The following is a 23,916-nucleotide window of genomic DNA, read 5'->3' as shown; positions in this document are numbered from 1 at the left end:
GTATCGTGCGGACGGTGGGTGACAACCCGGCGCCGCACGATGCCGAAACGCTGATCCGGACGCTGTACGCCGAACACGGCCGCAGTCTGCTGGCGTACGCGACCCGCCTGACGGGCGACCGGGCGGCCGCCGAGGACGTCGTACAAGAAACGCTTGTTCGGGCGTGGAAGCACGCGGACGACCTGACCACAGGCAAAGGCTCAGTGCGGGGCTGGCTGCTCACTGTGGCGCGCAATATCGTCACGGACCGCGCCCGGGCCCGTGCAGTGCGTCCGGCCGAGGTGGCGGACGTGGCGGACACTCCACCGGTCGCGGGAGACCACTCCGAGTCCGTGGTGAACACCATGGTGGTGATGGACGCACTGGACAAGGTGTCGCCCGAGCACCGTGAAGTACTCGTGCAGCTGTACTACCGCGGGCGGTCCGTCGCCGAGGCTGCCAAGGAACTGGGCGTGCCGCCCGGTACCGTGAAATCGCGTTCGTACTACGCCCTCCGAGCCTTGCGCGCGGTGTTGGCCGGACAAGAGGCGGAGGTGTCCCCATGAGTGAGCACGACCGTACACAGCTGGGCGCCTACGCACTGGGCGCACTGGAGCCTTCAGAGGTCGCCGCGGTCGACGAGCACCTGGCTACCTGCGCGGAGTGCCGGGCTGAGCTGACTGAGCTGACCGAGATGAAGGACTTCCTCGCAGAGGTCCCGCCGGAGGCGTTCCTGGACGGGCCGCCGGAGGGCGGTGACCTGCTCCTGCATCGCACGCTGCGGGAGGCGCGTGGTCTCGACACTGATCCGCCGGTGCACACTCCGACCAGGCGGCGCTCCCGCTGGTTGCTGGTGGCCGCCGCGCTCGTTGTCGTCGGGGGCGCGCTGGGCGGTGGCGTCGTACTAGGTCGGCAGACCGCACCGCAGGCCGCGGAGCCGACAGCCGGGTACAAGGAAGTCACCACGGTGGACACGGCGACGGGTACGACGATGGCGACCACCGTCGAGCCGCGGACCGGCTGGAGCTGGGTCCAGGTGCAGGTGAAGGGCCTGAAGGCCGGAGACCAATGTCAGTTGATCGTCACCGACAAGGCCGGTAAGACCTGGGTTGCGGGCAGTTGGCTGGTGTCGGCGAAGGCAGCGAAGGACGGGAGCACTTTCGGCGGCGGTGTGCTGGTTCCGCTCGACCAGGTGCATGCGGTGGAGATCAGAACGGTGCAGGGACGGCACGTGGTGACAGCCACCATCTGAGTCGGGTTGCGGGACACGAGAGGATAGAGCTGTGGCTACTACCTCCGAGGACCTGCGGGAGCGACGGAAGAACGCGGCCGACGGCTGTGAGCGCTGGCTGTCCAACCGGCGAGTGCCGGTGCCGGACCGGTTGCGGATGCTCGCAGAGGCGGCCACAGACGACCAGAGCGACATGTACGGCAACGGTGGTGAGGTCGCTGCGCTGGAGCAGGAGGTAGCCGAGCTGCTGGGCAAGCCGGCCGCGGTGTTCGTGCCGACCGGCATCATGGCGCAGCAAAGCGTGCTGCGCGTGTACGCCGACCGCGCGGGAACCAGCCGCGTCGCAGTGCACGGTCTGTCCCACCTGCTGGTGCACGAGCTGAATGCGCTCGAAGAAGTGCACCACCTGCGCATCGAGCGGATGACCTCCGAGCCGCGGCAGCCGCGACCTGACGAGCTGGCAGCCATTCCAGGGAAGCTCGCCGCGGTGACGCTCGAGTTGCCGCTGCGCGACGCCGGCTTTGTGCTGCCGACGTGGGACGAACTGGTCGTGTTCTCCGAGTCCTGCGCCGAACGCGGCGTACCGCTGCACCTCGACGGAGCACGGTTGTGGGAGAGCGCGCCGTACCTCGAGCACAGCCTGGCGGAGATCGCCGCGCTGGCGTCGACGGTGTACGTCTCGTTCTACAAGGTGCTCGGCGGCGTCAGCGGTGCGGCACTGGCCGGCCCCGAGGACGTCATCGCCGAGGTACGCCGGTGGCAACGCCGACTCGGTGGCAACCTCTTCGCCCTGTTCCCGTACGCCGTCTCCGCGCGGGACGGACTGCGGTCGGTGCTGCCGTTGATGGACGACCTGCGCCAGCGGGCCGTGGAGGTCGCGATAGCCTTGCAGGGCGAGGGTTTTCGCGTCTTCCCGGAGCCGCCGCACACCAACTCGTTCCGGCTCTACGCACCGCGCTCGGCGGAGTCGATCGAGCACGCGGCCGTCGCGCGGATGGAGCGGACCCGCGAGGCGTTGTGCGGTCCGTGGCAGCCGGCCGACGTACCGGGGTGGTCGTGGGTCGAGGTGGTGGCGACGCCGGCCACGCTGGATTGGCAGGTCGACGAAATCGCGAAGGCATTCGGGGAACTTCTGACGCGCTGAGGACGTCAGGGACTGTGTTGTTGGGTTGGGGAGTCGGGGAGAGAAGTGCTGACATTCGTCGTCACGATGGTGGTTCTGCTGGTTCTGTCGGGTCTCGTGCTGCTCGCCGTGGCACGCGGTGAGGGGAAACATTTCGGGTAGCCTCGCGGGATGAGGCGACTCATCTTCCAGGAGTACGTGACACTCGACGGCTACGCCGCCGGTCCGGACGGGGGACTGGAGTTCTTCGACTCGATCGGCATGCAGCCGGACGACGACAACCTCGAGCTGCTCGACAGCATCGACACGATGTTGCTGGGCGCCGAGACGTATCGCTTGTTCGCGGGGTTCTGGCCGACCGAGGCGTCGGCGGGTGAGCCGATCGCCGCGAAGCTTAACGCGCTGCGCCTGGTCGTCGTGTCGACGACGCTGCAGAGCGCACCGTGGGGCAACTACGAGCCGGGCATCGTGATCCCGGACCTCGACGCGGTGCGGGCGCTCAAGGCGGAGCAGACCGGCAAGGACATCATCCTGTGGGGCAGCATCACGTTGTTCCAGTCGTTGCTGCGGGCCGGTCTGGTCGACGAGGTCCAGTTGCGGATCTGTCCGGTGCTGCTGGGGAACGGGAAGGCCGCGTTCCCGACCGGTGGGTCACCGGTGAACCTGGATCTGATCGAGGCGCGCCCGTGGGGGACCGCCGGCGTCATGGTGCGGTACCAACCGACCAGCTGACCGCACCAGTCGACCAGCTGACCGTGGTCGTTTAGCTGACTGCGTTCACGATCGCCTGCACGATCGGGGCTGCGATCGTCACGGTGGGCAGGATCAGCAGCGTCGCGGCACCGGCGTACGTCAGTGTCGAGAGCAGGCGCTCGTTGGTCGCCGGACCGGCCAGGCGCTCGACACGCAGTACCGTGGCGGACTTTGCTGCGGCCAGGGCTGCTTCCGGAGCTGGTGCGCCGGCCAGAGCGACCAGTGCGTGGGCCAAGGGGCGCGGGCCGCTGCGACGGCGGGCGTCGTCGTCGGCGAGCAGCTCGACGAGTGTGCGAGCCTGCTCCAGCGCCACGTCGCTGCGGACCCACCGCGGGAACGCGTGGTGCAGTGCGGTGAACTCCTCCAGCACCAGGTCGTGCCGCGCGCGCAGATGCGCCTGTTCGTGGGCGAGCACGGCCTTCAGCTCGCTGTCGTCGAGTCGATCCAGCGCACCGACCGACACAACGACCCGCGCGCCACGCAACGCGGGCAGACAGTAGGCCAGTGGCGTCTCCTCCGCCAGCACCCGCAGTCCGGGGATCAGCCCGTCCGGAGTGGCCAGGACGTCGACCAGATCGCGGTGCCGTTTGCGCCGTGCCCTCGTACCGACAGCTACTCGACCAACGGCCCACAGCAGACGTACAACGACGAGTGCGGTCATCGCGAGGATGAGGGCAGCCAGCAGATCACGTGGCGACGACGGGTCGAAGCGGGGCTCACCGGGCCGGCCGGCAATCGAGTACGACAACGAGATCCCAGCACCCAGTGCAGCCAGTACGGCGGCCAGTGCGATCGCCTGCCACAGGATGACTGCCGCACGCGGGACCCGGTAGGGCCAGTGGGAACGAGCCAGCACGGCCGGCGCGGGGCCGGTCAGCACCAGCGCCAGGACGGCCAGCAGGACCGGGGTGATCACCCCGGGTTGTCCAAGCGGGACAGAGCATCGCGCAGCAGCGCTGCCTCTTCGTCGGACACCTGCCCGACGAACCGGACCAGCGCCTCCCGCCGGTCGCCGGCCCGATCGAGCGCGTCGCGCATCAGGTCGGCGGCGAGTTCCTCGCGGGGCGCGGCGGCGCGGTAGCGCCAGGCCTTGCCGTCGCGCTCGCGCTCGGTCAGCTTCTTCTTCGCCAGCCGGTCCAGAACGGTCATCACGGTGGTGTAGGCGAGCTCGCGGGTGCCGCTCAGCTGCTCGTGCACCTCGCGCACGGTCAGCGCTGCCGGGGCCGCCCAGAGCTGCTCCATCACCAGTCGCTCCAGGTCCCCGAGCGGACGCGGTCCCTTCTCCTCACTCGCCACGTGACCAGTATAACTACACGTCGTAGTAGATCCGCGCTAGCATCTACTACAACACGTCGTAGATGGGTTGGAGACCTGCCGATGGACACCCTTGACCTGGCGCGCTGGCAGTTCGCGATCACCACCGTGTACCACTTCTTCTTCGTCCCGGTGACGATCTCGCTGGTTGCGATCACCGCCGGCCTGCAGACCGCCTGGTACCGGACCGGGAAGGAGAAGTACCTCCGGCTGACCAAGTTCTACGGGAAGCTGTTCCTGATCAACATCGCGATGGGCGTGGTCACCGGACTCGTCCAGGAGTTCCAGTTCGGGATGAACTGGAGCGACTACTCGCGTTTCGTCGGCGACGTGTTCGGCGCCCCGCTGGCGCTCGAGGGGCTGCTCGCGTTCTTCCTCGAGTCGACCTTCATCGGCCTCTGGATCTTCGGCTGGGACCGGCTGCCGAAGCTTGTGCACCTGGGCTGCATCTGGATGGTGGTGCTCGGCACGCAACTGTCGGCGTACTTCATCCTCGCGGCGAACTCGTGGATGCAGAACCCGGTCGGTTTCCGCTACAACGCCGAGCGCGGCCGCGCCGAGCTGACCGACCTGTGGGCGGTGCTGACCAACAAGGTCGTGCTGGTCACCTATCCACACACGATTTTCGCGGCGTTCATGGTCGGTGGCGCGTTCGTGGCCGGGGTCGCGCTCTGGCACCTGCTCCGGCGTCCGAAGGTCGACAAGGACGTGTTCCGTTCGGCGCTGAAGATCGGCGCCTCGGTGGTCCTGGTCGCGAGCGTCGGCGTAGCGATCAGCGGTGACCTGCAGGGCAAGGTGATGACCGAGGTGCAGCCGATGAAGATGGCCGCGGCCGAGGCGCTGTACGAGACCGAGAAGCCGGCGTCGTTCTCGGCCTTCACCATCGGCACGCTGGACGGCTCGAAGGAGATCTTCTCGATCAAGGTGCCTTACCTGCTGTCGTTCCTGGCCACCGGGCATTTCGGCGGCGAGGTCAAGGGCATCAACTCGCTGCAGGACGCCTACGAGCAGCTCTACGGCCCAGGGTCGTACAAACCGAACATCCCGCTGACCTACTGGACCTTCCGGTTGATGATCGGGGTCGGGATGGCATCCGCGGCGATCGCGCTGTGGCTGCTGTGGACGACCCGCCGCGGCCGGGCGCCGGCGCGCTGGCTGATCTGGCTGGCCGCGCCGCTCCCGCTGCTGCCGCTCGCGGCGAACACCTTCGGCTGGATCTTCACCGAGACCGGACGCCAACCCTGGCTGGTCTTCGGACTGTTGCCAACGGCATCGGGTGTCTCACCCGGTACGACGAGCGGCGAGGTGATCACGTCACTGGTCGGCTTCACCGCGCTGTACGGCGTCCTCGCGGTGGTCGAGACGAAGCTGCTGCTGCGGACCATCCGGGCCGGTCTGGCCGGGACGGACGAGCCACCCGAGACCGCTCCGGACCAGCCGGACAAACCGCTGTCGTACGCGTACTGAGGGGCTCGAGATGGAACTGACGAGTGTGTGGTTCGTCGCGATCGCGGCGCTCTGGACCGGGTACTTCGTGCTCGAGGGCTTCGACTTCGGAGTCGGGATGCTGTTCCGCGTGCTCGGCCGCAACGAGCCCGAACGCCGGGCCGCGATCAGCACGATCGGCCCGGTCTGGGACGGCAACGAGGTGTGGCTGATCATGGCGGGCGCCGCCACGTTCGCGGCGTTCCCGGAGTGGTACGCGACGTTGTTCAGCGGGTTCTACCTGCCGTTGTTCGCAATCCTGGTCGGCCTGATCGTGCGCGGCGTCGCGCTGGAGTACCGCGGCAAGCGTGACGACGCGCCGTGGCGCAACCGGATGGACTGGATGATCGTCGTCGGCTCGGTGCTGCCGGCGCTGCTCTGGGGTATTGCGTTCGGCAACATCGTGCGCGGCGTACCGCTGGACGCCGATCATGAGTACGTCGGCGGCTTCGGCACGCTGCTGAACCCGTTCGCGTTGCTCGGTGGGCTGACGTTCGTCGCGGTGTTCATCACCCACGGCGCGATCTTCCTCGCGCTGCGCACCACGGACGACCTGCGAGTTCGCGCGAATCGGCTAGCGACCCGCAGCGGTGTCGTCGCCGCGGTACTCACGATCGCGTTCCTGGCCTGGGCGCAGGCGATCCGTGGCGACACGGTCTCGCTGGTGTTGACGATCGCCGCGGTCGTGGCGTTCGCCGGCGGACTGGTCGCGAACCTGCTGCGCCGCGAGGGCTGGGCCTTCGTCGGTACGACGCTCGCGATCGGACTGGCCGTGGTGTCGTTGTTCGTCGCACTGTTCCCGGACGTGATGCCGTCGACGCTGGAGCCCGGGTCAACCCTCACCGTGGTCGGGGCCGCGTCCTCGGCGTACACCTTGAAGGTGATGACGATCATCACGGCGATCTTCTTCCCGCTGGTGCTGCTCTACCAGGGGTGGACGTACTGGGTGTTCCGCAAGCGCGTCATGGTCGCGGCCGCATGAAACCGCTCGACCCGCGGCTGCTCAAGCGAGCCAAGGGTGCACGTGTCTTCCTGGCGGCATCGGTACTCATCGGTGTCGCCAGCGGAGCCCTCATCGTCGCGCAGGCCGTCCTCCTGGCTCACGGCATCACCGGAGTGGTACTGCGATCCGCCAGCGTGACCGCAGTGGCCTGGGGACTGGCTGCGGTGATCGCAGGACGCGCACTGCTCGTGTGGGCGCAGGAGGTGGTCGCTCAGCGTGCTGCAGCCGCTGTGAAGTCCACGCTGCGGCGACAGGTGCTGGAGCACTCCTTGAAGCTCGGACCGGTCTGGCTGAGCGGTGAACGGAGCAGTGCGCTCACAACCCTGCTAACTAAGGGTCTTGACGATCTGGACCCGTATTTCGCTCGTTACCTGCCCCAGCTTGTCCTCGCCTCCACTGTGCCCGCTGGAGTGATCGGATGGATGGCCACTGGTGACCTGATCGCAGCCGGGACAGTACTGATCACCCTCCCGTTGATTCCGATCTTCATGGCGTTGATCGGCTGGGCGACACAGGCCCGCAGCCGCCGGCGTCAGCACGCGCTGGCGGTGCTGGCTCACCACTTCGCGGATGTGGTCGGTGGACTGACCACGCTGAAGCTGTTCGGTCGCGCCAAGGCTCAGCAGTCCGCCGTACGCCGGGTGACCGATGAGCACCGGTCCGCGTCGATGCGGAGTCTGCGGCTGGCGTTCCTGTCGTCGTTCGCGTTGGAGCTGCTGGCCAGCATCTCGGTGGCGTTGGTTGCCGTGGGCGTTGGTCTGCGATTGGTCGACGGCAAGCTAGGACTCGAGACGGCGTTGATGGTGCTGATCCTCGCGCCTGAGGCGTACCTGCCGTTGCGACAGGTCGGACAGCAGTTCCACGCGAGCGCAGACGGTGTGGCGGCGAGCGAGGAGGTCTTCCGCGTGCTCGAGACGCCGCTACCGGAGCGTGGCGAGCGGACCGACGTACCGGACCTGCGGGTGACTCCGCTCCAGTTGTACGACGTGTCGGTGAGCTATCCCGGGCGTGGGAAGCCGGCGTTGGACGGGTTCGATCTGGAATTGCGGCCGGGCGAGGTGGTGGCGCTGACCGGCCCCAGTGGAGCTGGGAAGTCCACGGCGTTGGCTGTGCTGCTTGGGTTTGTGCAGCCGGAGCGCGGTGTGGTCGTGGCCGGTGGGAGCGCCGCTGACGAGTTCGATCCCGCGGTGTGGCGACGGCAGTTCGCTTGGGTGCCGCAGCGTCCCGGACTGCGTTCGGGGACGGTCGCCGACAACGTGCGGCTGGGTCGGCCGGACGCGTCGGACGACGAGATCCGCATGGCACTTCTCACTGCAGGCGCCGGCGAACTGGAGCTGGACAAGGCGGTGGGGGAGCAGGGGCAGCTGCTGTCCGGCGGTCAGCAGCGGCGGGTCGCGCTCGCCCGGGCGCTCATCACCGACGCCCCGGTCCTCCTCCTCGACGAGCCAACGGCCGGCCTGGACGCGGACACCGAGGCCGCAGTGGTCACCGGTCTGCGCGCCAGCGGCCGCACGGTCCTCATGGTCGCCCACCGTCCCGCGCTGATCGAAGCCGCCGACCGCACCGTCACGGTAGGAACCCGAGAGCTGGTGAACGCATGAAGGGATGGCAACTGGCCCGCCCGGAGCCCGGTGTGCGGTGGCGACTGCTACTCGCTCTCGTGCTTGGTGTTGCCGCCGCCGGTTCGGCGGTCGCACTGCTCGCGACGTCGGCCTGGCTGATCACCGCTGCGTCAGCCCAGCCGCCCGTACTGCTCCTGATGGTGCCGATCGTGGCCGTCCGCGCTTTCGGTGTCGGCCGCGGCGTCTTCCGGTACGTCGAACGCCTGGTCGGCCACGACGCGGCGTACCGGGTTCTGGGGGAGACGAGGGCTCGCATCACCGGACGCCTCGAGAAGATCGCGCCTGGTGGGCTCACCTCGCGGCGGAAGGGTGATCTGCTCGCCCGGCTCGTACTGGACGTCGATGCGGTCCTCGACCTCTGGCTGCGGGTCCTGCTGCCAGTGGCGGTCGCAGCGGTGACGGCTGCCGCTACGGTCGCGCTGCTCGCACTCTTGCTGCCGGCAGCGGGTGCAGCCGTTGCGCTGGCGGTGCTGGTCGCGTGCACCGTCGTACCGTGGCTGACTGCTCGGACCGCCGAGCGGGCCGAGCGAAACATCGCTGGAGCTCGGGGCGACGTCGCAGCCACCACCACCGAGACTCTGCTGACCGCGGCCGACGTAGTGGCGTACAACGCGATCGACTCGGTGCTCGACGACTTCAGCCGCCACGACGCCCGTCTGGCCGCCGCCGAACGCCGCTCCGCCTGGAGCACCGGCCTCGGTAGCGCTCTTCTCGTCCTCTGCATCGGCGGTGCCAGCGTGGCCGCATTGGTCCTCGGTAGTACGGCGAACATCACCGGCGCAGTCTTCGCCGTACTGGTCCTCACGCCGCTCGCTCTGGCCGACGTCCTCGGCGGCGTCCCCGCAGCAGCCCAACTCGCCATCCGGGTACGGGCGTCCCTCGCGAGAGTCCAGGAACTCGTCGACACGCCAGAACCCGTCACCGAGCCAGCGCACCCGCTGCCGCTCCCGACCGGGCGCGACATCCGGGTGAACCTGCTGCGCGTCGGGTACGACGACACCGACGTACTGAACGGTCTCAGCCTGGACATGCCCGCTGGGAGTCGTGTGGTGATCACAGGCCCGAGTGGCTCGGGCAAGAGCACGCTGGCCGCCGTACTGCTGCGGTTCCTCGAGCCGCGCGGGGGAGAGGTGCTGCTGGACGGTGTGGACCTGGCCAGGCTCGAAGGCGATCAGGTGCGGTCCGTCGTCGGTCTGCTGACGCAGGAGAGCCACGTGTTCGACACGAGCATCCGGGAGAACCTGCTGCTCGCGAAACCCGGTGTCAGCGACCTGCAGCTCTGGAAGGCGCTCTACCGGGCCCGACTCGGGATGTTCGTCGAGAAGCTGCCGGACGGCCTCGACACGATGCTCGGTGAGCACGGCGCGAGGCTGTCCGGTGGTGAGCGTCAGCGGCTGGCGTTCGCTCGGCTGCTGCTCGCGGACCGCGACGTACTCGTGCTGGACGAGCCGACCGAGCACCTGGACGAGGAGACCGGCCGGGCACTGCTCGCCGACCTGTTCGCCGCGGCAGGAGACCGCACCGTCGTGCTGCTCACCCACCGGCCCGAGTTGGTGCCTCCTCACGGATCGCGACAACTGGTTTGCCTGACGTGACAAATGCGGGCGGCGGGCCGGGCGTCTGTCAAGATGGGGAACCGTGTTGACCCCACTGCTCATCTCGCTGCTCACCGACCAGGCCCTGATCACGATCGTCGTGGTGATCGCGGTCGTCCTGGTCGTCGGTACCACCGGTCTGGTCGTCGCCCGCCGTCGCCGGGGCGAGCTGCCGCCGGCCGCTCCGAAGCCCTCCGTCGAGGGTCCGGTCGAGGGCAAGGAGGCGGCCGAGCCGAAGGTCGGTGAGGACGCCGAGGAACCGCGTGACACCCCGACGCGGACGCTCGAGGACACCGAACTGCCGGAGACGCCGGAGTCGTCGGCCCCGACGATCGAGAAGCCGGAGTCCGCGCAGGGCCGGCTGGTCCGGCTCCGGGCCCGGCTGGCCCGCTCGCAGGGGTCGCTGGGCAAGGGCCTGCTCGCGCTGCTGTCCCGCGACAAGGTCGACGAGGAGGCGTGGGAGGACATCGAGACCACGCTGATCACCGCCGACGTCGGCGTCGCGCCGACGCAGGAGCTGGTCGAGAAGCTGCGCACCCGGATGCGTGTCGAGGGTGTCGGCGCCGCCCAGGCCCGCGAGATCCTCCGCGAGGAGCTGATCGACCTGGTGAACCCGTCGCTGGACCGGTCGCTCAAGGCGAGCCGGACGGACGGCCAGCCCGCGGTGATGCTGATGGTCGGCGTGAACGGCACCGGCAAGACCACGACCGTCGGCCGGCTGGCCCGCGTGCTGATCGCCGAGGACAAGCGCGTCGTCCTCGGTGCCGCCGACACGTTCCGCGCGGCCGCCGCGGACCAGTTGCAGACCTGGGGCGAGCGCGTCGGTGCCCGCACCGTGCGCGGTCCCGAGGGTGGTGACCCGGCCAGCATCGCGTTCGACGCGGTCAAGGAAGGCATCGCGGAGGAGGCCGACGTCGTACTCGTCGACACCGCCGGCCGCCTGCACACCAAGACCGGTCTGATGGACGAGCTCGGCAAGGTGAAGCGGGTGATCGAGAAGACCGCCGAGGTGGACGAGGTGCTGCTGGTCATCGACGCCACCACCGGGCAGAACGGTCTCACCCAGGCGCGGGTGTTCGCCGAGGTCATCAACGTCACCGGCCTGGTCCTGACCAAGCTGGACGGTACGGCGAAGGGCGGCATCGTGATCGCCGTGCAGCGCGAACTCGGCGTACCGGTGAAGCTGGTGGGTCTCGGTGAGGGTCCGGACGACCTGGCCCCGTTCGACCCCGAGCAGTTCGTCGATGCCCTGCTGGACTGATGTAGAGAACCCGGCACCGGCTCCGTCTCACGTGTAAAGGCCCTGAGGAGGAGATGACATGACCAAGTTCATGCTGCTGATGAACATGGACGGCGGGAACTGCGACACCCCGATGCTGGAGTGGGACGCGGCCGACATGAAGGCCCACATGCAGCACCTGACCGACCAGCTGGACGAGTTGCGGAAGCGGGGCGAGCTGGTCGAGGTGAGCGCGCTGACCTGGCCCAAGCACGCCAAGGTGGTGCGGGCCACCGCTCTGAACGCCCCGGTCTGGACCGACGGCCCGTACGCCGAGTCCAAGGAGGTCCTGGCCGGCTACACGATCGTGGACGTGGAGTCGGAGGAACGGGCGCTGGAGATCGCGGCTGGGCAGTCCGCCGCGCCCGGGCCCGGCGGCGTACCGCTGGAGCAGCCGATCGAGGTACGCCGGATCATGGAGGGCGACGGGGATCTCCACGACTTCTGACCCCTCTCACGAGCTGGAGGACCTGCTGCGGGAGCTGACGCCGCAGGTCCTCGGAGCAGTCGTGCGATGGTCCGGTGACTTCGCCGCTGCGGAGGACGCCGTACAGGAGGCACTGCTCGCGGCCGCGACCACGTGGCCGCGGGACGGCCGGCCGGACAAGCCGAAGGCCTGGCTGATCCAGACCGCGTCCCGACGGCTGATCGACGAGGTGCGTCAGGAGCAGGCCCGCCGGCGCCGCGAGGAACGCGCCGCGCTGCGCGACGTATCGGCGGAGCAGGTCGAGCAGTACGACGACACGCTCCGGCTCCTGTTCCTCTGCTGTCATCCCGCTCTCACTCCGGCGTCCGCGATCGCACTCACGCTGCGGGCGGTCGGTGGACTGACGACGGCCGAGATCGCCACGGCGTACCTGGTACCCGAGGCGACGATGGCGCAGCGGATCAGTCGGGCGAAGCAGAAGCTCAAAGGCGCAGGCTTCGCGCTGGACGCGGACCCGGAGCGGCTGCACAACGTTCTGCACGTGCTCTATCTGATGTTCAACGAGGGCTACACGAGCACCAGCGGTCCGGAGCTGCACCGGAGTGACCTGTCGAGTGAGGCGATCCGGCTGACGCGCGCAGTACGGACGCAGTTGCCTGAGGACGGACAGGTCACTGGCCTGCTCGCGCTGATGTTGCTGACGGATGCACGTCGTGCAGCGCGCACAGGTAAGGACGGCGAGCTCATCCCGCTGGCAGAGCAGGACCGGCTGCTGTGGGACCACCAGTTCATCACCGAAGGCGTGGCGCTCGCGGTGGAGGCGTTCAACGCGCCGCCGCTCGGGGAGTACCAGATCCAGGCGGCGATCGCCGCGCTGCACGACGAGGTGGACCGTGCCGAGGACACCGACTGGCCGCAGATCCTCGCGCTCTACGGACTTCTCGAGGACCTGTCCGGCAACCCGATGGTGAAGCTCAACCGGGCGATCGCGGCCGCCATGGTCGACGGCCCCGACGCCGGCCTGAAGCTCCTCGAACCGCTGGACACCGAGTTGTCCGGCCACTACCGCCTCGACGCCACCCGCGGCCATCTGTACGAGATGCGCGGCGACCGGTCGGCCGCCGCCGAGCATTTCCGGGCGGCGGCCCGCGGTACGACGAGCCTCCCCGAACGCGACTACCTGGTGACGAAAGCCGCGTCGCTGAGTTAGGCGTACTGCGCGAATCCCGCGGCGATGTCCTCATCTGTTGCCAGGAGCAACCGAAGCAGGATCCGGGCCTTGTACGGGTCGAGGAAGCCGCCGTCGATCAGACCGCGCTGCAGTAGATCCGCCTCCGAGCCGGGGGAGTGGTAGGTGTTGCGGACCACCGAGCCCGCGCCGGTCCGCGACGTGAGGACGACCGGCATCCGCGCCGCGAGATCGCCGAGCACGGGCGCGAGGGCGGCCGGTACGTGACCGACGCCGTACCCGGCGACGACCAGGCCCTGATGAGTGTCCGCCAGCCCCTGCAGCAATACGCCGTCGTCGTCCATCGTGATCGTGTAGAGCGCGACGCGAAGCGCGTCCAGCGTCGCGGGCTCCGCACTGCCCTGTACGCCGTCCAGTCGCAGCGGGCGCGTGAGGACGCGGACCTGGTCCTCGACGACGTGACCGATCGGGCCCGTGTTCGGTGACACGAACGTCGCCGTACTCGTGCTGTGGGTCTTGCGGACCCAGCGCGCCGCGTGGATCTCTTCCTTGAAGACGACCAGCGCGCCGAGGTCGCGGGCGGCGGGGGAGCCGGCCACGCGCAGGGCGGCGAGCAGGTTGGCCGGGCCATCCGGTCCGGCCAGTGTCGGGTTCCGCATCGCGCCGGTGAAGACCAGGGGCTGCGCGTGCGGCCAGACCAGGTCGGCCAGGAAGGCGCTCTCTTCCAGGGTGTCGGTGCCTTGGGTAACCACCACCCCGGTGGCGCCGGCGGCGACGGCCTTCGAGGCGGCGTCGACGACCTCGAGCAGCTTGGCGGCGGTCAGGTTGGCGCTCGGGATCTTCTCGATGTCCTGGATCTCGACCGTGTGGCCGAGCTCGGCCAGGCCAGGCATCGCGGCGGTGAGGTCGTCACCGCTCAGCCGATGCGTTCCCGCCATCGAGATGGTCCCGCCCAGAGTGAACAACGCAATGCTCACCAGGTCTCTCCTGTCATGTGGCCTGTCATGTGGTTCGCGCTCGGACGTGCATCCGCTCCCCCTGCGGGCCGTAAAGACATAGCACCTCGGTCGGTCCAGGGCCCGGGTTGGAGAACCAGTGCGGCACGCGGCAGTCGAACTCGGCCACCTCGCCCTCTTTCAGCACGAAGTCCTGGTCGCCGAGTTTCAGCCGGATCCGGCCGGACAGCACGTAGAACCAGTCGTAGCCCTCGTGGGTCTTCTGTACGACGTCGGTGCCCGGATATCCCTCCGGGAGGATCTGCTTGAACGCCTGCAGTCCACCCGGCCGCCGGCTGAGCGGGATGTGCACCGTGCCGTGCCGCTTGATCGGCTTGGCGTAAATGCGCGGGTCACCGGTCGGCGGCGCGTCCACCAGCTCGTCCAGCTGCACCTGGTGGGCGCGGGCCAGCGGCAGCAGCAGCTCCAGTGTCGGCTTCCGGCCGCCGGACTCCAGCCGGGACAGCGTGCTGACCGAGATCCCGGTCGCCTCCGACAACTGCGCCAGCGTCGTACCGCGCTCGATGCGGAGCGCCCGCAGCCGCGGCCCGACCGACTCGAGGACATCGTCGAACGTCTCGGTGTTTGCCATACCAGCAACAATACTTGTCGAAAATGAAAACCACGACGCATCCTCGGCGTATACCTAGAAACGAGGAGTCCCGAGATGACGACGTACGACGTGATCGTGATCGGTGGCGGTGCCGCCGGGCTGAGCGGAGCGCTCGCCCTGGTCCGGTTCCGCCGTTCGGTGCTGGTGATCGACGACGGCACCCCACGCAACGCGCCCGCCGACGGCGTGCACAACTTCCTCACCCGCGACGGCACGCCGCCGGGCGAGATCTACGCCATCGGTCGCCAGGAGGTGATCGGGTACGGCGGTGAGTTCGCCGACGGCACCGTCACCACGGCCCGGAAGGACGCTGACGGGTTCACGGTCGAGCTGGCCGACGGTACGACGTACCGCGGTCGGCGGCTGCTGGTGACGACCGGGCTGACCGACGTACTGCCCGACGTACCCGGGCTGGCCGAGCGGTGGGGGAAGGACGTCGTGCATTGCCCGTACTGCCACGGCTGGGAGGTGCAGGACCAGGCTATTGGCGTGCTGGCGACTGGTCCGATGGCGATCCACCAGGTGCAGCTGTTCCGGCAGCTGAGCGACGACGTAACGCTGTTCCTGCACACCGCACCGGAGCCGACCGAGGAGCAGTGGGAGGAGCTGGCTGCTCGTGGCATCTCCGTGGTGCAGGGCAAGGTCGAGCAGATCGAGGTGACCGGCGACAAGATCACCGGTGTGCGGCTGGAGAGCGGCACGGTCGTACCGCGGCAGGCTGTGGCGATTCAGAGCACCATGCGAGCCCGTGCGGGCTTCGTGACCGATCTGGGTCTGGAGACGACGCTGGTCGAGTCGAACGGTGTCGAGGTCGGTACTGCGGTGAAAGTCGACGGCATGGGCGCTACAGAGGTCCCTGGTGTGTTCGCGGCAGGCAACGTGACCAATCCGACCGCTCAGGTCATGCCATCCGCGGCAGCCGGCCTGATGGCCGCCGGCGGCCTCAACTTCGACCTGATCACCGAAGAGACGCGTCAGGCAGTAGCAGCCCGCAGTAGTTGAGGAGTTGAATAGAGGCGGGAGGGTGGATGCACGAAACGGTCGACCCGGATTTCGCCTCGTTCGTCGACGCACGACAGGGCAGGTGGCTCCGTACGACGTACCTCGTGTACGGCGATGTGCAGCGAGCAGAAGAGGTACTGCTGCACGCCTTCAAGCAGCTGTCGGTTCGGTGGACCAGGGTGGACGACCCGGACGCGTTCGTCCAGCCGTTGCTCTACCAGCCGGCGCTGCGGCCCTGGAACCGGTCGAAGCCGTTCGTGGACACCGACGACAAGGTGCAGCTGGCGCTGGCCGGCATGACGCCCGCGCAACGCACCGTGTTCGTGCTGCTGCACCTGGAGGAGCTGACCGAGTTCGAGGTGGCCGATCTGCTCGGCATGTCCCACACCGCCGTCCACGCGCACGGAATGGCGGCTTTCGGCCGCTTCCGGACCGCGCTCGGCGCGGGGGACTGGCGGGACGCCCAATGAGGCGGGAGGACGTGCAGCCGTTGCTGCTGACAGCAGTTGACCGATTACCGGAGACCGATCTCGCCGACGCGGCGTGGGCGGCCGGTGTGCGGCTGCGGCGTCGTCGGCGCCGGGCGGTGGCGCTCTGTGTGGTGCTGGCGATCGTGGCGCTGATCGTCGCGTCGATCGTCATCGAGGTCAGCTGAGGACCTCGTCCCTCCGGCGGGGTCCAGGCCGGCGGGGACAGTGCCGGGCTAGATCGCTCCGGTGTGTCCGTCGAGTATTGCCCGAAGTGTGACGTCGACCAGGCGATCGGCGTCCTCGGGCGGTGGCATCGGGCGCCCGGTGAGCGCCCGGACGACGAAGACTCCCGCCATCCACTCCACCATCAGAACCGGGTCCGCGGTGTCGCGGATCGGTTCACCCCGGGATCTGGCCCGGTCCAGTGCTTCCTGCGTCAGTGCGATCCTCCGGTCCAGGACTTTCCGGTAGATCTGTGCTGACCGCTGGTCGCGGTTCGCCTCGGTGACTGCGAGGCGAATCAGTGCCTGCCCCCTCTCGGTGTTGGCGAAGAACAATGCCGTTCGGTAGACCTCGCACAGGTCACCGGCCAACGAGCCGGTGTCCGCGTCCGGGATTTCCAGGTCGAACAGGTCGGTCAGCGCGTCGTTCGCGAGTAACTCCTTGCTGGCCCACCTCCGGTAGATCGTCGCCTTGCCTACCCCCGCTGCCTCGGCGACGTCATCCACCGTCATTCCGTCGAATCCGCGCTCCAGCAGCAGCTGTACGGCGTACCGGCGGATTCGCGGTTCCGCCTCCGGGTCCCGTGGTCTGCCTCGGCGCGGTCTCACTGCATAGTTCGGCTCCATTTCTCGTTCCCCAGGTCGGACGGGCGCAGTGGCGCAGCTGCGGTCCCGTGTGGTCCAGGCCAGAGTGTCACATTCGGACCCTCCGTGAGGCATGTCACCCGGATGTCACTTGGGAGCGTGCTTTGTCACATGCCTGAAACAAACGGACCGATCGGCTGAAACGGCGCGCCGACACCGTGTGCGGAGTGGCCGAGCGGCGGGCTCCCCGGCGTTGTGGAGACCTCCCCGACTGAGGACGCCGGTCACCCCCCAGTTCGATGGAAGGGATGACGTTGATGGAGATCAACGCCGGCGATACCGCCTGGGTTCTGGCCAGTGCCGCCCTGGTGATGCTGATGACCCCGGGCCTGGCTTTCTTCTACGGCGGCATGGTGCGCGTCAAGAGCGTACTGAACATGATGATGATGAGTTTCATCACCATCGCCGTCGTCACCATCCTCTGGGTGGTGGTCGGCTACTCGCTGACATTCGCCGGTGACTCCGGGCATGTGATCGGGAACTTCTCCGAGGTCGGCCTGAAGGGCCTGCTCGCGCCGGAGGCGGTGAGCGGGTCGACGCCCACGCTGGCCTTCGTCGCCTTCCAGATGATGTTCGCGATCATCACCCCGGCGCTGATCTCCGGTGCGATCGCCGACCGGGCCACGTTCCGCGGCTGGATCGTGTTCGTGGTCGGCTGGACCTGCCTGGTGTACTTCCCGGTCGCGCACTCGGTCTGGTTCCTGGACGACGGCAACGGTGGCTGGATCGGCGACAAGCTCAAGGCCGTCGACTTCGCCGGTGGTACGGCGGTGCACGTGAACGCCGGTGCCGCGGCGCTGGCGCTGGCGATCGTGCTCGGCAAGCGGATCGGCTGGAAGAAGGACCCGATGCGGCCGCACAGCCTGCCGCTGGTGCTGCTCGGCGCCGGTCTGCTGTGGTTCGGCTGGTTCGGCTTCAACGCCGGTTCGGCGCTGACCGCCGGTACCACCGCCGCTGTCACCTTCGTGAACACCCAGGTCGCCACTGCCGCCGCTGTGATCGGCTGGCTGATCATCGAGCGGCTGCGGCACGGCAAGGCCACCACGCTGGGTATGGCGTCCGGTGCGGTCGCCGGTCTGGTCGCGATCACCCCGTCCTGTGGTGCGGTCACCCCGATCGGTGCGATCATCCTCGGCCTGCTCGCCGGTGCGATCTGCGCCTTCGCGGTCTCGCTGAAGTACAAGCTCGGCTTCGACGACTCGCTCGACGTGGTCGGTGTGCACCTGGTCGGCGGTCTGTTCGGCTCGCTGGCGATCGGTCTGCTCGGCTCGGCGGCGGCGCCGTCCGCGGTCAACGGCCTCTTCTACGGCGGCGGTGTCTCGCAGCTCGGTAAGCAGGCGCTGGCCAACGTGGTCGTCGGTGTCTACTCCTTCACCGTCGCGTTCATTCTCGGCAAGGTGATCGACAAGACCATCGGCTTCCGGCTCAAGGAGGACGACGAGGTCACCGGTGTCGACCAGGTCGAGCACGCGGAGACGGCCTACGACTACCTCAGCGCCGCGGGTCTGCGCGGTGCGCTGCGACCGGCCGCTGCTGCGGCGCCGGCGCAGGACAAGGACAATGGGTCCACCGAGACGTCCGAGAAGGAAGGTGCGAACGCATGAAGCTGATCACCGCGGTGGTCAAGCCGCACAAGCTGGAGGACGTCCGGGCCGCCCTGGAGACGTTCGGTGTCACCGGCATGACGGTCACCGAGGCGAGCGGCTACGGCCGGCAGAAGGGCCACACCGAGGTCTACCGCGGCGCGGAGTACGAGGTGGACCTGGTCCCGAAGGTCCGGCTCGAGGTGGTCGTCGAGGACGGCGACAGCGCCGACGTGACGGACGTGATCGTGAAGGCCGCGCAGACCGGCAAGATCGGCGACGGCAAGGTCTGGGTCACCCCGGTGGAGACGATCGTCCGGGTCCGGACCGGCGAGCTGGACGGGGACGCGCTCTAGTGCCCCGTGTGTGGTGTGGCATGACGCTACCGGCGTCCAGGCACGCACCTCGCGGCACTTGCCCAGCGCCCACGATGCTCCGCATCGAGGCCACTGACCAAGCACCCCGATGCACGCACCTGGACACCGCTATCGCTCACACCACACCACACACGGGACACTGAGATGATCGATCGGGCAGAGCAGCGGCGCGGTCGTGCCGAAGAGGCCGACACGCTGCTGCAACTGCTGCTCGCGAAGGCATGCGACGCCCTCGGTGTACCTACCGAGGGCGTCGCCCTCGTCGCTGTGGGCGGCTACGGGCGGGAGGAGCTGTCGCCGTACAGCGACCTCGACGTGATGCTTGTGCACGCCGAGGGATACCCAAAGATCGACGAGCTGGCTGCCCAGATCTGGTACCCGCTGTGGGACTCGCGGACCAAGCTGGACCACAGCGTTCGCACGCTGGTCGAGGCGCAGCAGGCCGCGGCCGCCGACGACCGAGTGGCCCTCGGGCTGCTGGACGCGCGGCACGTCGCGGGGGACTCGCACCTGACGCTGCAACTGCGATCCGTGCTGATGGCGGACTGGCGGCGTACTGCGCGCTCCCGGCTGCCCGGACTGGCCCAGGCGTGTCGTGACCGCGCGTCCACGGTCGGAGAGCTCGCACATCTCGCCGAGCCCGACCTGAAGGAGGCGTACGGCGGGTTGCGGGACGCCGTCGTACTGCGCGCATTGGTCGCCTCGTGGCTGGTCGACGTACCGCATCCGGTCGTGGAGCGTGCGCGGCGGGACCTGCTCGAGATTCGTGACGCGCTGCATGAGGTGGCCGGTCGGGCGACGGACCGGCTGGTGGCTGACCTGGCGGGCGAGGTCGCCGCTGCAGTCGGTTTGTCGGGGCGGGACGAGTTGCTGCGGCACGTGTACGCGACGGGCCGGACACTGGCCCACGTGTGCGATGTGTCGTGGCGGCGGGTCGAGAGCCTGATGACCAAGCCGCCGCGCTCGCGACGTCGTCTACGGACCGGTGGGCCGTTGCTGCTCGCGTTGGACGAGGGAGTGGGCCAGCACGAGGGTGAGGTCGTGCTGATGCCGGACGCGCGCCCGGAGCGGGACGCCGTACTCGGTCTGCGTGCTGCTGCGGTCGCTGCGGATCGTGAGCTCGTACTGTCGCCGGCTGTCTGTGGACGGCTGGCTATGAGAGCCGCAGACCTGCCAGCGCCGTGGCCGGGGGAGGCGCGGCGGCTGCTGTGCGCTCTGCTTGGTGCGGGCAGCGGACTGCTCGAAGTGTGGGAGGGGCTGGACCAGGCCGGCTACATCTCGCGGATCCTGCCCGAGTGGGACGCGGTGCGCTTCCGGCCGCCGCAGTCGGCGATCCACCGGTTCACTGTCGACCGGCATCTCCTGGAGACCTGCGTCGAGGCGTCGTCGATGGTGCGCGACGTACGGCGCCCTGACCTGTTGCTGGTGGCCGCGCTGCTGCACGACCTCGGGAAGGCCGTCGAGGGTGATCACAGCGTGACCGGTGCGGCTATTGCGGCGAAGGTGTCGCGGCGGCTCGGATTCAGCGAGCCGGACGCGGACGTCATCACGCTGCTGGTCCGGCAGCACCTGATGCTTGCCCAGGTCGCGACGCGACGCGACCTGGAGGACCCGATGACCGTGGACATGGTCGCGGGCATCGTCCGGACCACCGAGACGCTGGACCTGCTGGAGGCGTTGACGTACGCCGATGCGCGGGCGGCCGGCCCGGCTGCGTCGTCGCCGTGGCGGATGCGGCTGGTGGGTGAGCTGTGCCGACGGGTGCGAGGTGAGCTCGCAGGCGGTGGCGAGGGCATGTGGAACGATGCTCCGCCGATTCCAGTGCCCGTGCTGCACCAGGTGGTCGGCGTAGGGCGGCTCGGAGTCACCGTGTCCGACCATCACGGCGATCTGCGCGTGAACGTCGCCGTACCGGATCAGGTGGGGACCCTGTCGACTGTGGCCGCAGTACTCGCTGTGGAGCGGCTGGCTGTGCGGTCTGCTGTCATCACGTCCGTTGAAGGGCTTGGCATCTCGCAGTGGACCGTTGCTGGATCACCTCCTGATCCGGTGCGCCTGCGGGACCGGCTGGCCGTTGCGCTGCGGGACTCGACGGACGTCGTACGGCGGTTGACCGCACGGGACTCCTCCGCGGCACGGGCACGTGTCGCCAGCCGGGTCGATCTGCTGCCGGATGCGTCGGAGACAGCGACTGTGCTGCAACTGCGAGCCCATGACCGTCCAGGCCTGCTGTACGACGTGACTGCGGCGATCGCGGCGACCGGTGCGGACATCCGGTCGGCACACGTCAGCACACTCGGTGCGGAGTGTGTGGATGTCTTCTACCTGACCGACCGTCATGGTGCGCCCCTCGAACCGGAAGACGCGCGAACGACCGCCAAGTCGATCCTGGATCGCCTGACCTTTTAGGCCGTGTCTGGCAATTCCCCGCCTACTGCGCGGCACTCGGCACGGCACCTCGCTGCACGTGAGCAAAGGCCACGATGCTCCGCATCGAGACCTTCGCTCCCGCGCACCGAGCTACCGCACCGAGCACCTGCTCGCTACGGCGCGGAATTGCCAGACACGGCCTAGTCTCACCTACGTGGATGTCGTAACGGCTCTCCAGCGACAAGCGACCGCCTGCGAGGACCTCGGGTCCCCGATGTACGCCGAACTGCTTCGGCTGCTCGTGGATGACTACGAGGTCGGTGGCGTGACTGTCGAAGTGCTGGCTGGTTATGAGGACCGGTCGTTCGGCGAGGCGATCGGTCTGCGGCTGCTGGGCGCAGTACACGGTCTGGTGCTGTCCGGCACGGTGCCTGAGCTGGCGGCGTTCTACCCGAGCGTCGGCGGCGCCTGGGACCCGGTGCTCGGCTGGGAGGCGTTCGAGCAGGTACTGCGGTCGCGGCTGGGGGAGGTGCGGTCGCTACTGACCCAACCGCCGCAAACGAACGAGGTGGGCCGCTCAGGTGCGCTGTACGGTGGCTTGCTGCGGCTGGTTGAGACTCTGCCGCTACCGGTGCGGCTGTTCGAAATCGGTGCGTCGGCTGGGTTGAACCTGCGAGCAGACCGGTACCGGTACGTCGCGGACGGGACGTCGTACGGTCCGGTGGACAGTCCGGTGGTGTTCGACCCAGCTTGGACCGGTTCGGTGCCGTCGGTTGAGCTGCGCATCGCGGAGCGGGTGGGGTGCGACATCGCGCCGGTCAATCCGTTGACGGACGACGGTGCGCTCACGCTGGCGTCGTACGTGTGGCCGGACATGGTTGACCGGTTGGAGCGGTTGCGGGGCGCGTTGGTCGTCGCGCGGGACGTGCCGGCCGACGTACGGCGGGAGGACGCGGTCTCGTTCCTGCGTGCGCTGGAGCTGGCGGAGGGGCACGTCACGGTCCTGTGGCACTCGATCATGTGGCAGTACCTGCGCCGGCCCGACCGGTCCGCGATCGAGCTGCGGCTGCAAGAGCTCGGCGCGCAGGCCACCGCGTCGGCGCCGCTCGCGCACCTCAGCCTCGAGCCGCACCGCGTAATCACGCATGAGCGCGGGCAGGACGGGTGGGAGTACCGCATCGACCTGCAGACCTGGCCCGGCGGCGAGAAACGCTCCCTCGGCACCGCCGCTCCCCACGGCCAAGAACTGGTGTGGACAACCAGCTGAGGGTGGTCAGCTGAGGGCGGCGACCAAGGTGTCGGTGAGTTCGGCGGCGTAGGTGCCGTCCGGGTCGAGGTCGGGGTCGAAGATGCCGATGTCGAAGCCGACGCACTTCGGTGACGCCAGCAGCGGCCGCAGCAGCGCGCGCAGCTGTTCGTGGTCGATCCCACCCGGATCCGGGCTGTCGACCGCCGGCATGATCGCGGCATCCAGGATGTCCACGTCCAGATGCACCCAGAACCCGTCGAGTTGGTCCCGCTCGAGATGCTCCAGCGTCCCGCGCGCCGCGCCCACCGGATCCTCCGCGACCCGTGCCGCCGGGTACACCGGGATCCCGGCCTTCTCCACGTCCGCGACGTACTCGTCATCCGCCCGGATCCCGAGCAGCACCGCATCGGTGTCCTGCGTGTACGGCCCGCGCCCTTCGAGATCGGTCAGATCCGCCTGCCCGCGCCCGGTCACCAACGCCAACGCCTCACCACCCGCGGCTCCGACGTACGGCGCGTTGTCGACCGTCCGGAAATCCGAGTGCCCGTCGAGATACACCACGCCGTACCGCCCGCGCCGCTTCAACGCCAACGTCGGCGCCAGCAGATTGCTGCACTCACCCCCGAGCAGCACGACGAACTTCCCCTGCCCCAGGAACCCTTCCAGCCGATCCGCCAGCCGCACCGTGTACGAAGCCATCGCCGCAGCGTTGAACACGCCGTCCCCGGGCTTCCAGTCGCCCCGGTCGTACCGCGGCGGCGTCACGAACCCACCGTCCTCCGCCCCGATCCGCCCCACGAACCCCTGGTCCCGCACCGCCCCCGCCAACTTGTAACACCCCGGCACCGCTCCCACCACCGGCGGCCGTAACCCCAAGTTCGAAACCCCGTCCACCACAACCCGCCGCACGCCAACCCCTAACCATTAAACCCACCACGAATGGTTAGATCTTTGCCACCGCACGACCTCTTGTCAACGCCCTCCGAAGGGATGCTCGTCGCCCAGCAGCTCCTCCGAAGACTCCAACCCTCGCGTCAACGCCCGAATCGCGGTGCTGTCGCCGCCGGCGCGATCCGCGATCGCCCAGATCTTCCGCCGAACCCGCGCGAACGCCATCCCCAAGCCCACTCCTGCCGGGCTTTGTGGAAACTATTGGCCGCCTGGCGGCCACAATGTTCCACAAACCTGGCGGCCCTACCCGCGGCCGGAGCCGGGGCCGGAGCCGGGGCCGGGTTGTGGCACGTGGTGTGTGGGGCCGTTTCGCGATGGCGCGGACGTGCGAGCGGCCGCGGGGGGACCCCCACCCACCCCCCCGGGTGGGGCGGTGTAGCCCCCCCCCCCCCCCCCCCCCCCCCCACCCCCCCCCCCCCCCACCACCAACCCCCCCCCCC

The 23,916-nt window shown here is 68.8% G+C and carries 24 protein-coding genes; 18 read left to right on the top strand and 6 right to left on the bottom strand.

Annotated features, from left to right (window positions below):
• Positions 1-14: 14 nt before the first annotated feature.
• From ACWGID_RS39440 to ACWGID_RS39425, 4 genes are all read left to right on the top strand, one after another.
• Positions 15-545 (top strand): sigma-70 family RNA polymerase sigma factor, encoded by a 531-nt coding sequence (locus tag ACWGID_RS39440; protein ID WP_452204501.1) that lies wholly within the window; start codon positions 15-17, stop codon positions 543-545.
• Positions 542-1,231: an anti-sigma factor family protein gene (locus tag ACWGID_RS39435; RefSeq protein WP_452204500.1), complete on the top strand. Its 690-nt coding sequence runs from the start codon at positions 542-544 to the stop codon at positions 1,229-1,231. The genes ACWGID_RS39440 and ACWGID_RS39435 overlap by 4 nt, the downstream gene beginning before the upstream one ends.
• 31 nt (positions 1,232-1,262) lie before the next feature.
• Positions 1,263-2,354: a threonine aldolase family protein gene (locus ACWGID_RS39430; protein WP_452204499.1), complete on the top strand. Its 1,092-nt coding sequence runs from the start codon at positions 1,263-1,265 to the stop codon at positions 2,352-2,354.
• 150 nt (positions 2,355-2,504) lie between these two features.
• Positions 2,505-3,065: a dihydrofolate reductase family protein gene (locus tag ACWGID_RS39425; protein ID WP_452204498.1), complete on the top strand. Its 561-nt coding sequence runs from the start codon at positions 2,505-2,507 to the stop codon at positions 3,063-3,065.
• 31 nt (positions 3,066-3,096) lie between these two features.
• Here ACWGID_RS39425 and ACWGID_RS39420 read toward each other — a convergent pair whose 3' ends face one another.
• Positions 3,097-4,002, bottom strand: a complete 906-nt coding sequence (locus ACWGID_RS39420) for a M56 family metallopeptidase (protein ID WP_452204497.1) — start codon at positions 4,000-4,002, stop codon at positions 3,097-3,099.
• The gene (locus tag ACWGID_RS39415) at positions 3,999-4,382 is read right to left on the bottom strand and encodes a BlaI/MecI/CopY family transcriptional regulator (RefSeq protein WP_452204496.1); all 384 of its coding nucleotides are present in this window, start codon (positions 4,380-4,382) and stop codon (positions 3,999-4,001) included. Before ACWGID_RS39415 ends, ACWGID_RS39420 begins: the two co-directional genes overlap by 4 nt.
• A gap of 81 nt (positions 4,383-4,463) precedes the next feature.
• On the opposite strand from ACWGID_RS39415, the gene ACWGID_RS39410 reads away from it, so the two are divergent.
• From ACWGID_RS39410 to ACWGID_RS39380, 7 genes are read left to right on the top strand one after another with little or no spacing between them, the layout of a single operon-like run.
• Entirely contained in the window at positions 4,464-5,867 is a 1,404-nt protein-coding gene (locus ACWGID_RS39410; RefSeq protein ID WP_452204495.1) for a cytochrome ubiquinol oxidase subunit I, read from the top strand.
• A gap of 10 nt (positions 5,868-5,877) precedes the next feature.
• Positions 5,878-6,867: a cytochrome d ubiquinol oxidase subunit II gene (gene cydB / locus ACWGID_RS39405; RefSeq protein ID WP_452204494.1), complete on the top strand. Its 990-nt coding sequence runs from the start codon at positions 5,878-5,880 to the stop codon at positions 6,865-6,867.
• Complete coding sequence (gene cydD, locus ACWGID_RS39400; RefSeq protein WP_452204493.1) at positions 6,864-8,489, top strand: thiol reductant ABC exporter subunit CydD; 1,626 nt, start codon at positions 6,864-6,866, stop codon at positions 8,487-8,489. The genes cydB and cydD overlap by 4 nt, the downstream gene beginning before the upstream one ends.
• A complete protein-coding gene (gene cydC, locus ACWGID_RS39395; protein WP_452204492.1) occupies positions 8,486-10,105 on the top strand; it encodes a thiol reductant ABC exporter subunit CydC in 1,620 nt (539 codons plus the stop codon). Before cydD ends, cydC begins: the two co-directional genes overlap by 4 nt.
• Before the next feature lie 43 nt (positions 10,106-10,148).
• The gene (ftsY, locus tag ACWGID_RS39390) at positions 10,149-11,366 is read left to right on the top strand and encodes a signal recognition particle-docking protein FtsY (RefSeq protein ID WP_452204491.1); all 1,218 of its coding nucleotides are present in this window, start codon (positions 10,149-10,151) and stop codon (positions 11,364-11,366) included.
• A 58-nt stretch (positions 11,367-11,424) separates the two neighbouring features.
• Complete coding sequence (locus ACWGID_RS39385) at positions 11,425-11,832, top strand: YciI family protein (RefSeq protein WP_452204490.1); 408 nt, start codon at positions 11,425-11,427, stop codon at positions 11,830-11,832.
• Complete coding sequence (locus tag ACWGID_RS39380) at positions 11,816-13,021, top strand: RNA polymerase sigma factor (RefSeq protein WP_452204518.1); 1,206 nt, start codon at positions 11,816-11,818, stop codon at positions 13,019-13,021. The genes ACWGID_RS39385 and ACWGID_RS39380 overlap by 17 nt, the downstream gene beginning before the upstream one ends.
• On the opposite strand, the gene ACWGID_RS39375 is transcribed toward ACWGID_RS39380, so the two are convergent.
• Both ACWGID_RS39375 and ACWGID_RS39370 read right to left on the bottom strand, forming a co-directional pair.
• The gene (locus ACWGID_RS39375; protein WP_452204489.1) at positions 13,018-13,977 is read right to left on the bottom strand and encodes an asparaginase; all 960 of its coding nucleotides are present in this window, start codon (positions 13,975-13,977) and stop codon (positions 13,018-13,020) included. The two genes, ACWGID_RS39380 and ACWGID_RS39375, sit on opposite strands and share 4 nt — an antisense overlap.
• Positions 13,978-14,002: 25 nt before the next feature.
• The gene (locus ACWGID_RS39370; RefSeq protein WP_452204488.1) at positions 14,003-14,587 is read right to left on the bottom strand and encodes a helix-turn-helix domain-containing protein; all 585 of its coding nucleotides are present in this window, start codon (positions 14,585-14,587) and stop codon (positions 14,003-14,005) included.
• A 75-nt stretch (positions 14,588-14,662) separates the two neighbouring features.
• Here ACWGID_RS39370 and ACWGID_RS39365 point away from each other — a divergent pair, with 75 nt between their 5' ends.
• Genes ACWGID_RS39365 through ACWGID_RS39355 form a run of 3 tightly spaced genes read left to right on the top strand, consistent with a single transcriptional unit; the run spans position 14,663 to position 16,265 of the window.
• Positions 14,663-15,610, top strand: a complete 948-nt coding sequence (locus tag ACWGID_RS39365) for an NAD(P)/FAD-dependent oxidoreductase (RefSeq protein ID WP_452204487.1) — start codon at positions 14,663-14,665, stop codon at positions 15,608-15,610.
• A 26-nt stretch (positions 15,611-15,636) separates the two neighbouring features.
• On the top strand, positions 15,637-16,080 hold the full coding sequence (locus ACWGID_RS39360) for an RNA polymerase sigma factor (protein WP_452204486.1): 444 nt from the start codon (positions 15,637-15,639) through the stop codon (positions 16,078-16,080).
• On the top strand, positions 16,077-16,265 hold the full coding sequence (locus ACWGID_RS39355; protein WP_452204485.1) for a hypothetical protein: 189 nt from the start codon (positions 16,077-16,079) through the stop codon (positions 16,263-16,265). The genes ACWGID_RS39360 and ACWGID_RS39355 overlap by 4 nt, the downstream gene beginning before the upstream one ends.
• 48 nt (positions 16,266-16,313) lie before the next feature.
• On the opposite strand, the gene ACWGID_RS39350 is transcribed toward ACWGID_RS39355, so the two are convergent.
• Positions 16,314-16,910: a TetR/AcrR family transcriptional regulator gene (locus ACWGID_RS39350; protein WP_452204484.1), complete on the bottom strand. Its 597-nt coding sequence runs from the start codon at positions 16,908-16,910 to the stop codon at positions 16,314-16,316.
• A 284-nt stretch (positions 16,911-17,194) separates the two neighbouring features.
• Here ACWGID_RS39350 and ACWGID_RS39345 point away from each other — a divergent pair, with 284 nt between their 5' ends.
• The 4 genes from ACWGID_RS39345 (at position 17,195) to ACWGID_RS39330 (ending at position 22,543) form a co-directional block, all read left to right on the top strand.
• Complete coding sequence (locus ACWGID_RS39345; protein ID WP_452204483.1) at positions 17,195-18,550, top strand: ammonium transporter; 1,356 nt, start codon at positions 17,195-17,197, stop codon at positions 18,548-18,550.
• Positions 18,547-18,885: a P-II family nitrogen regulator gene (locus ACWGID_RS39340; protein ID WP_355483534.1), complete on the top strand. Its 339-nt coding sequence runs from the start codon at positions 18,547-18,549 to the stop codon at positions 18,883-18,885. The genes ACWGID_RS39345 and ACWGID_RS39340 overlap by 4 nt, the downstream gene beginning before the upstream one ends.
• Positions 18,886-19,050: 165 nt before the next feature.
• Positions 19,051-21,315 carry a [protein-PII] uridylyltransferase gene (locus ACWGID_RS39335; protein WP_452204482.1) on the top strand — a complete coding sequence of 755 codons (2,265 nt, stop codon included), beginning with the start codon at positions 19,051-19,053 and terminating at the stop codon, positions 21,313-21,315.
• Positions 21,316-21,490: 175 nt separating this feature from the next.
• A complete protein-coding gene (locus tag ACWGID_RS39330; RefSeq protein WP_452204481.1) occupies positions 21,491-22,543 on the top strand; it encodes a DUF2332 domain-containing protein in 1,053 nt (350 codons plus the stop codon).
• A 6-nt stretch (positions 22,544-22,549) separates the two neighbouring features.
• Here ACWGID_RS39330 and ACWGID_RS39325 read toward each other — a convergent pair whose 3' ends face one another.
• Entirely contained in the window at positions 22,550-23,353 is an 804-nt protein-coding gene (locus ACWGID_RS39325; protein ID WP_452204480.1) for an arginase family protein, read from the bottom strand.
• Between the last annotated feature and the right edge of the window lie 563 nt (positions 23,354-23,916).

Source organism: Kribbella sp. NPDC054772, assembly GCF_053611945.1.
Note: the sequence above shows the minus strand (reverse complement) of the source record. Positions and strands in the feature narration are given on the sequence as shown.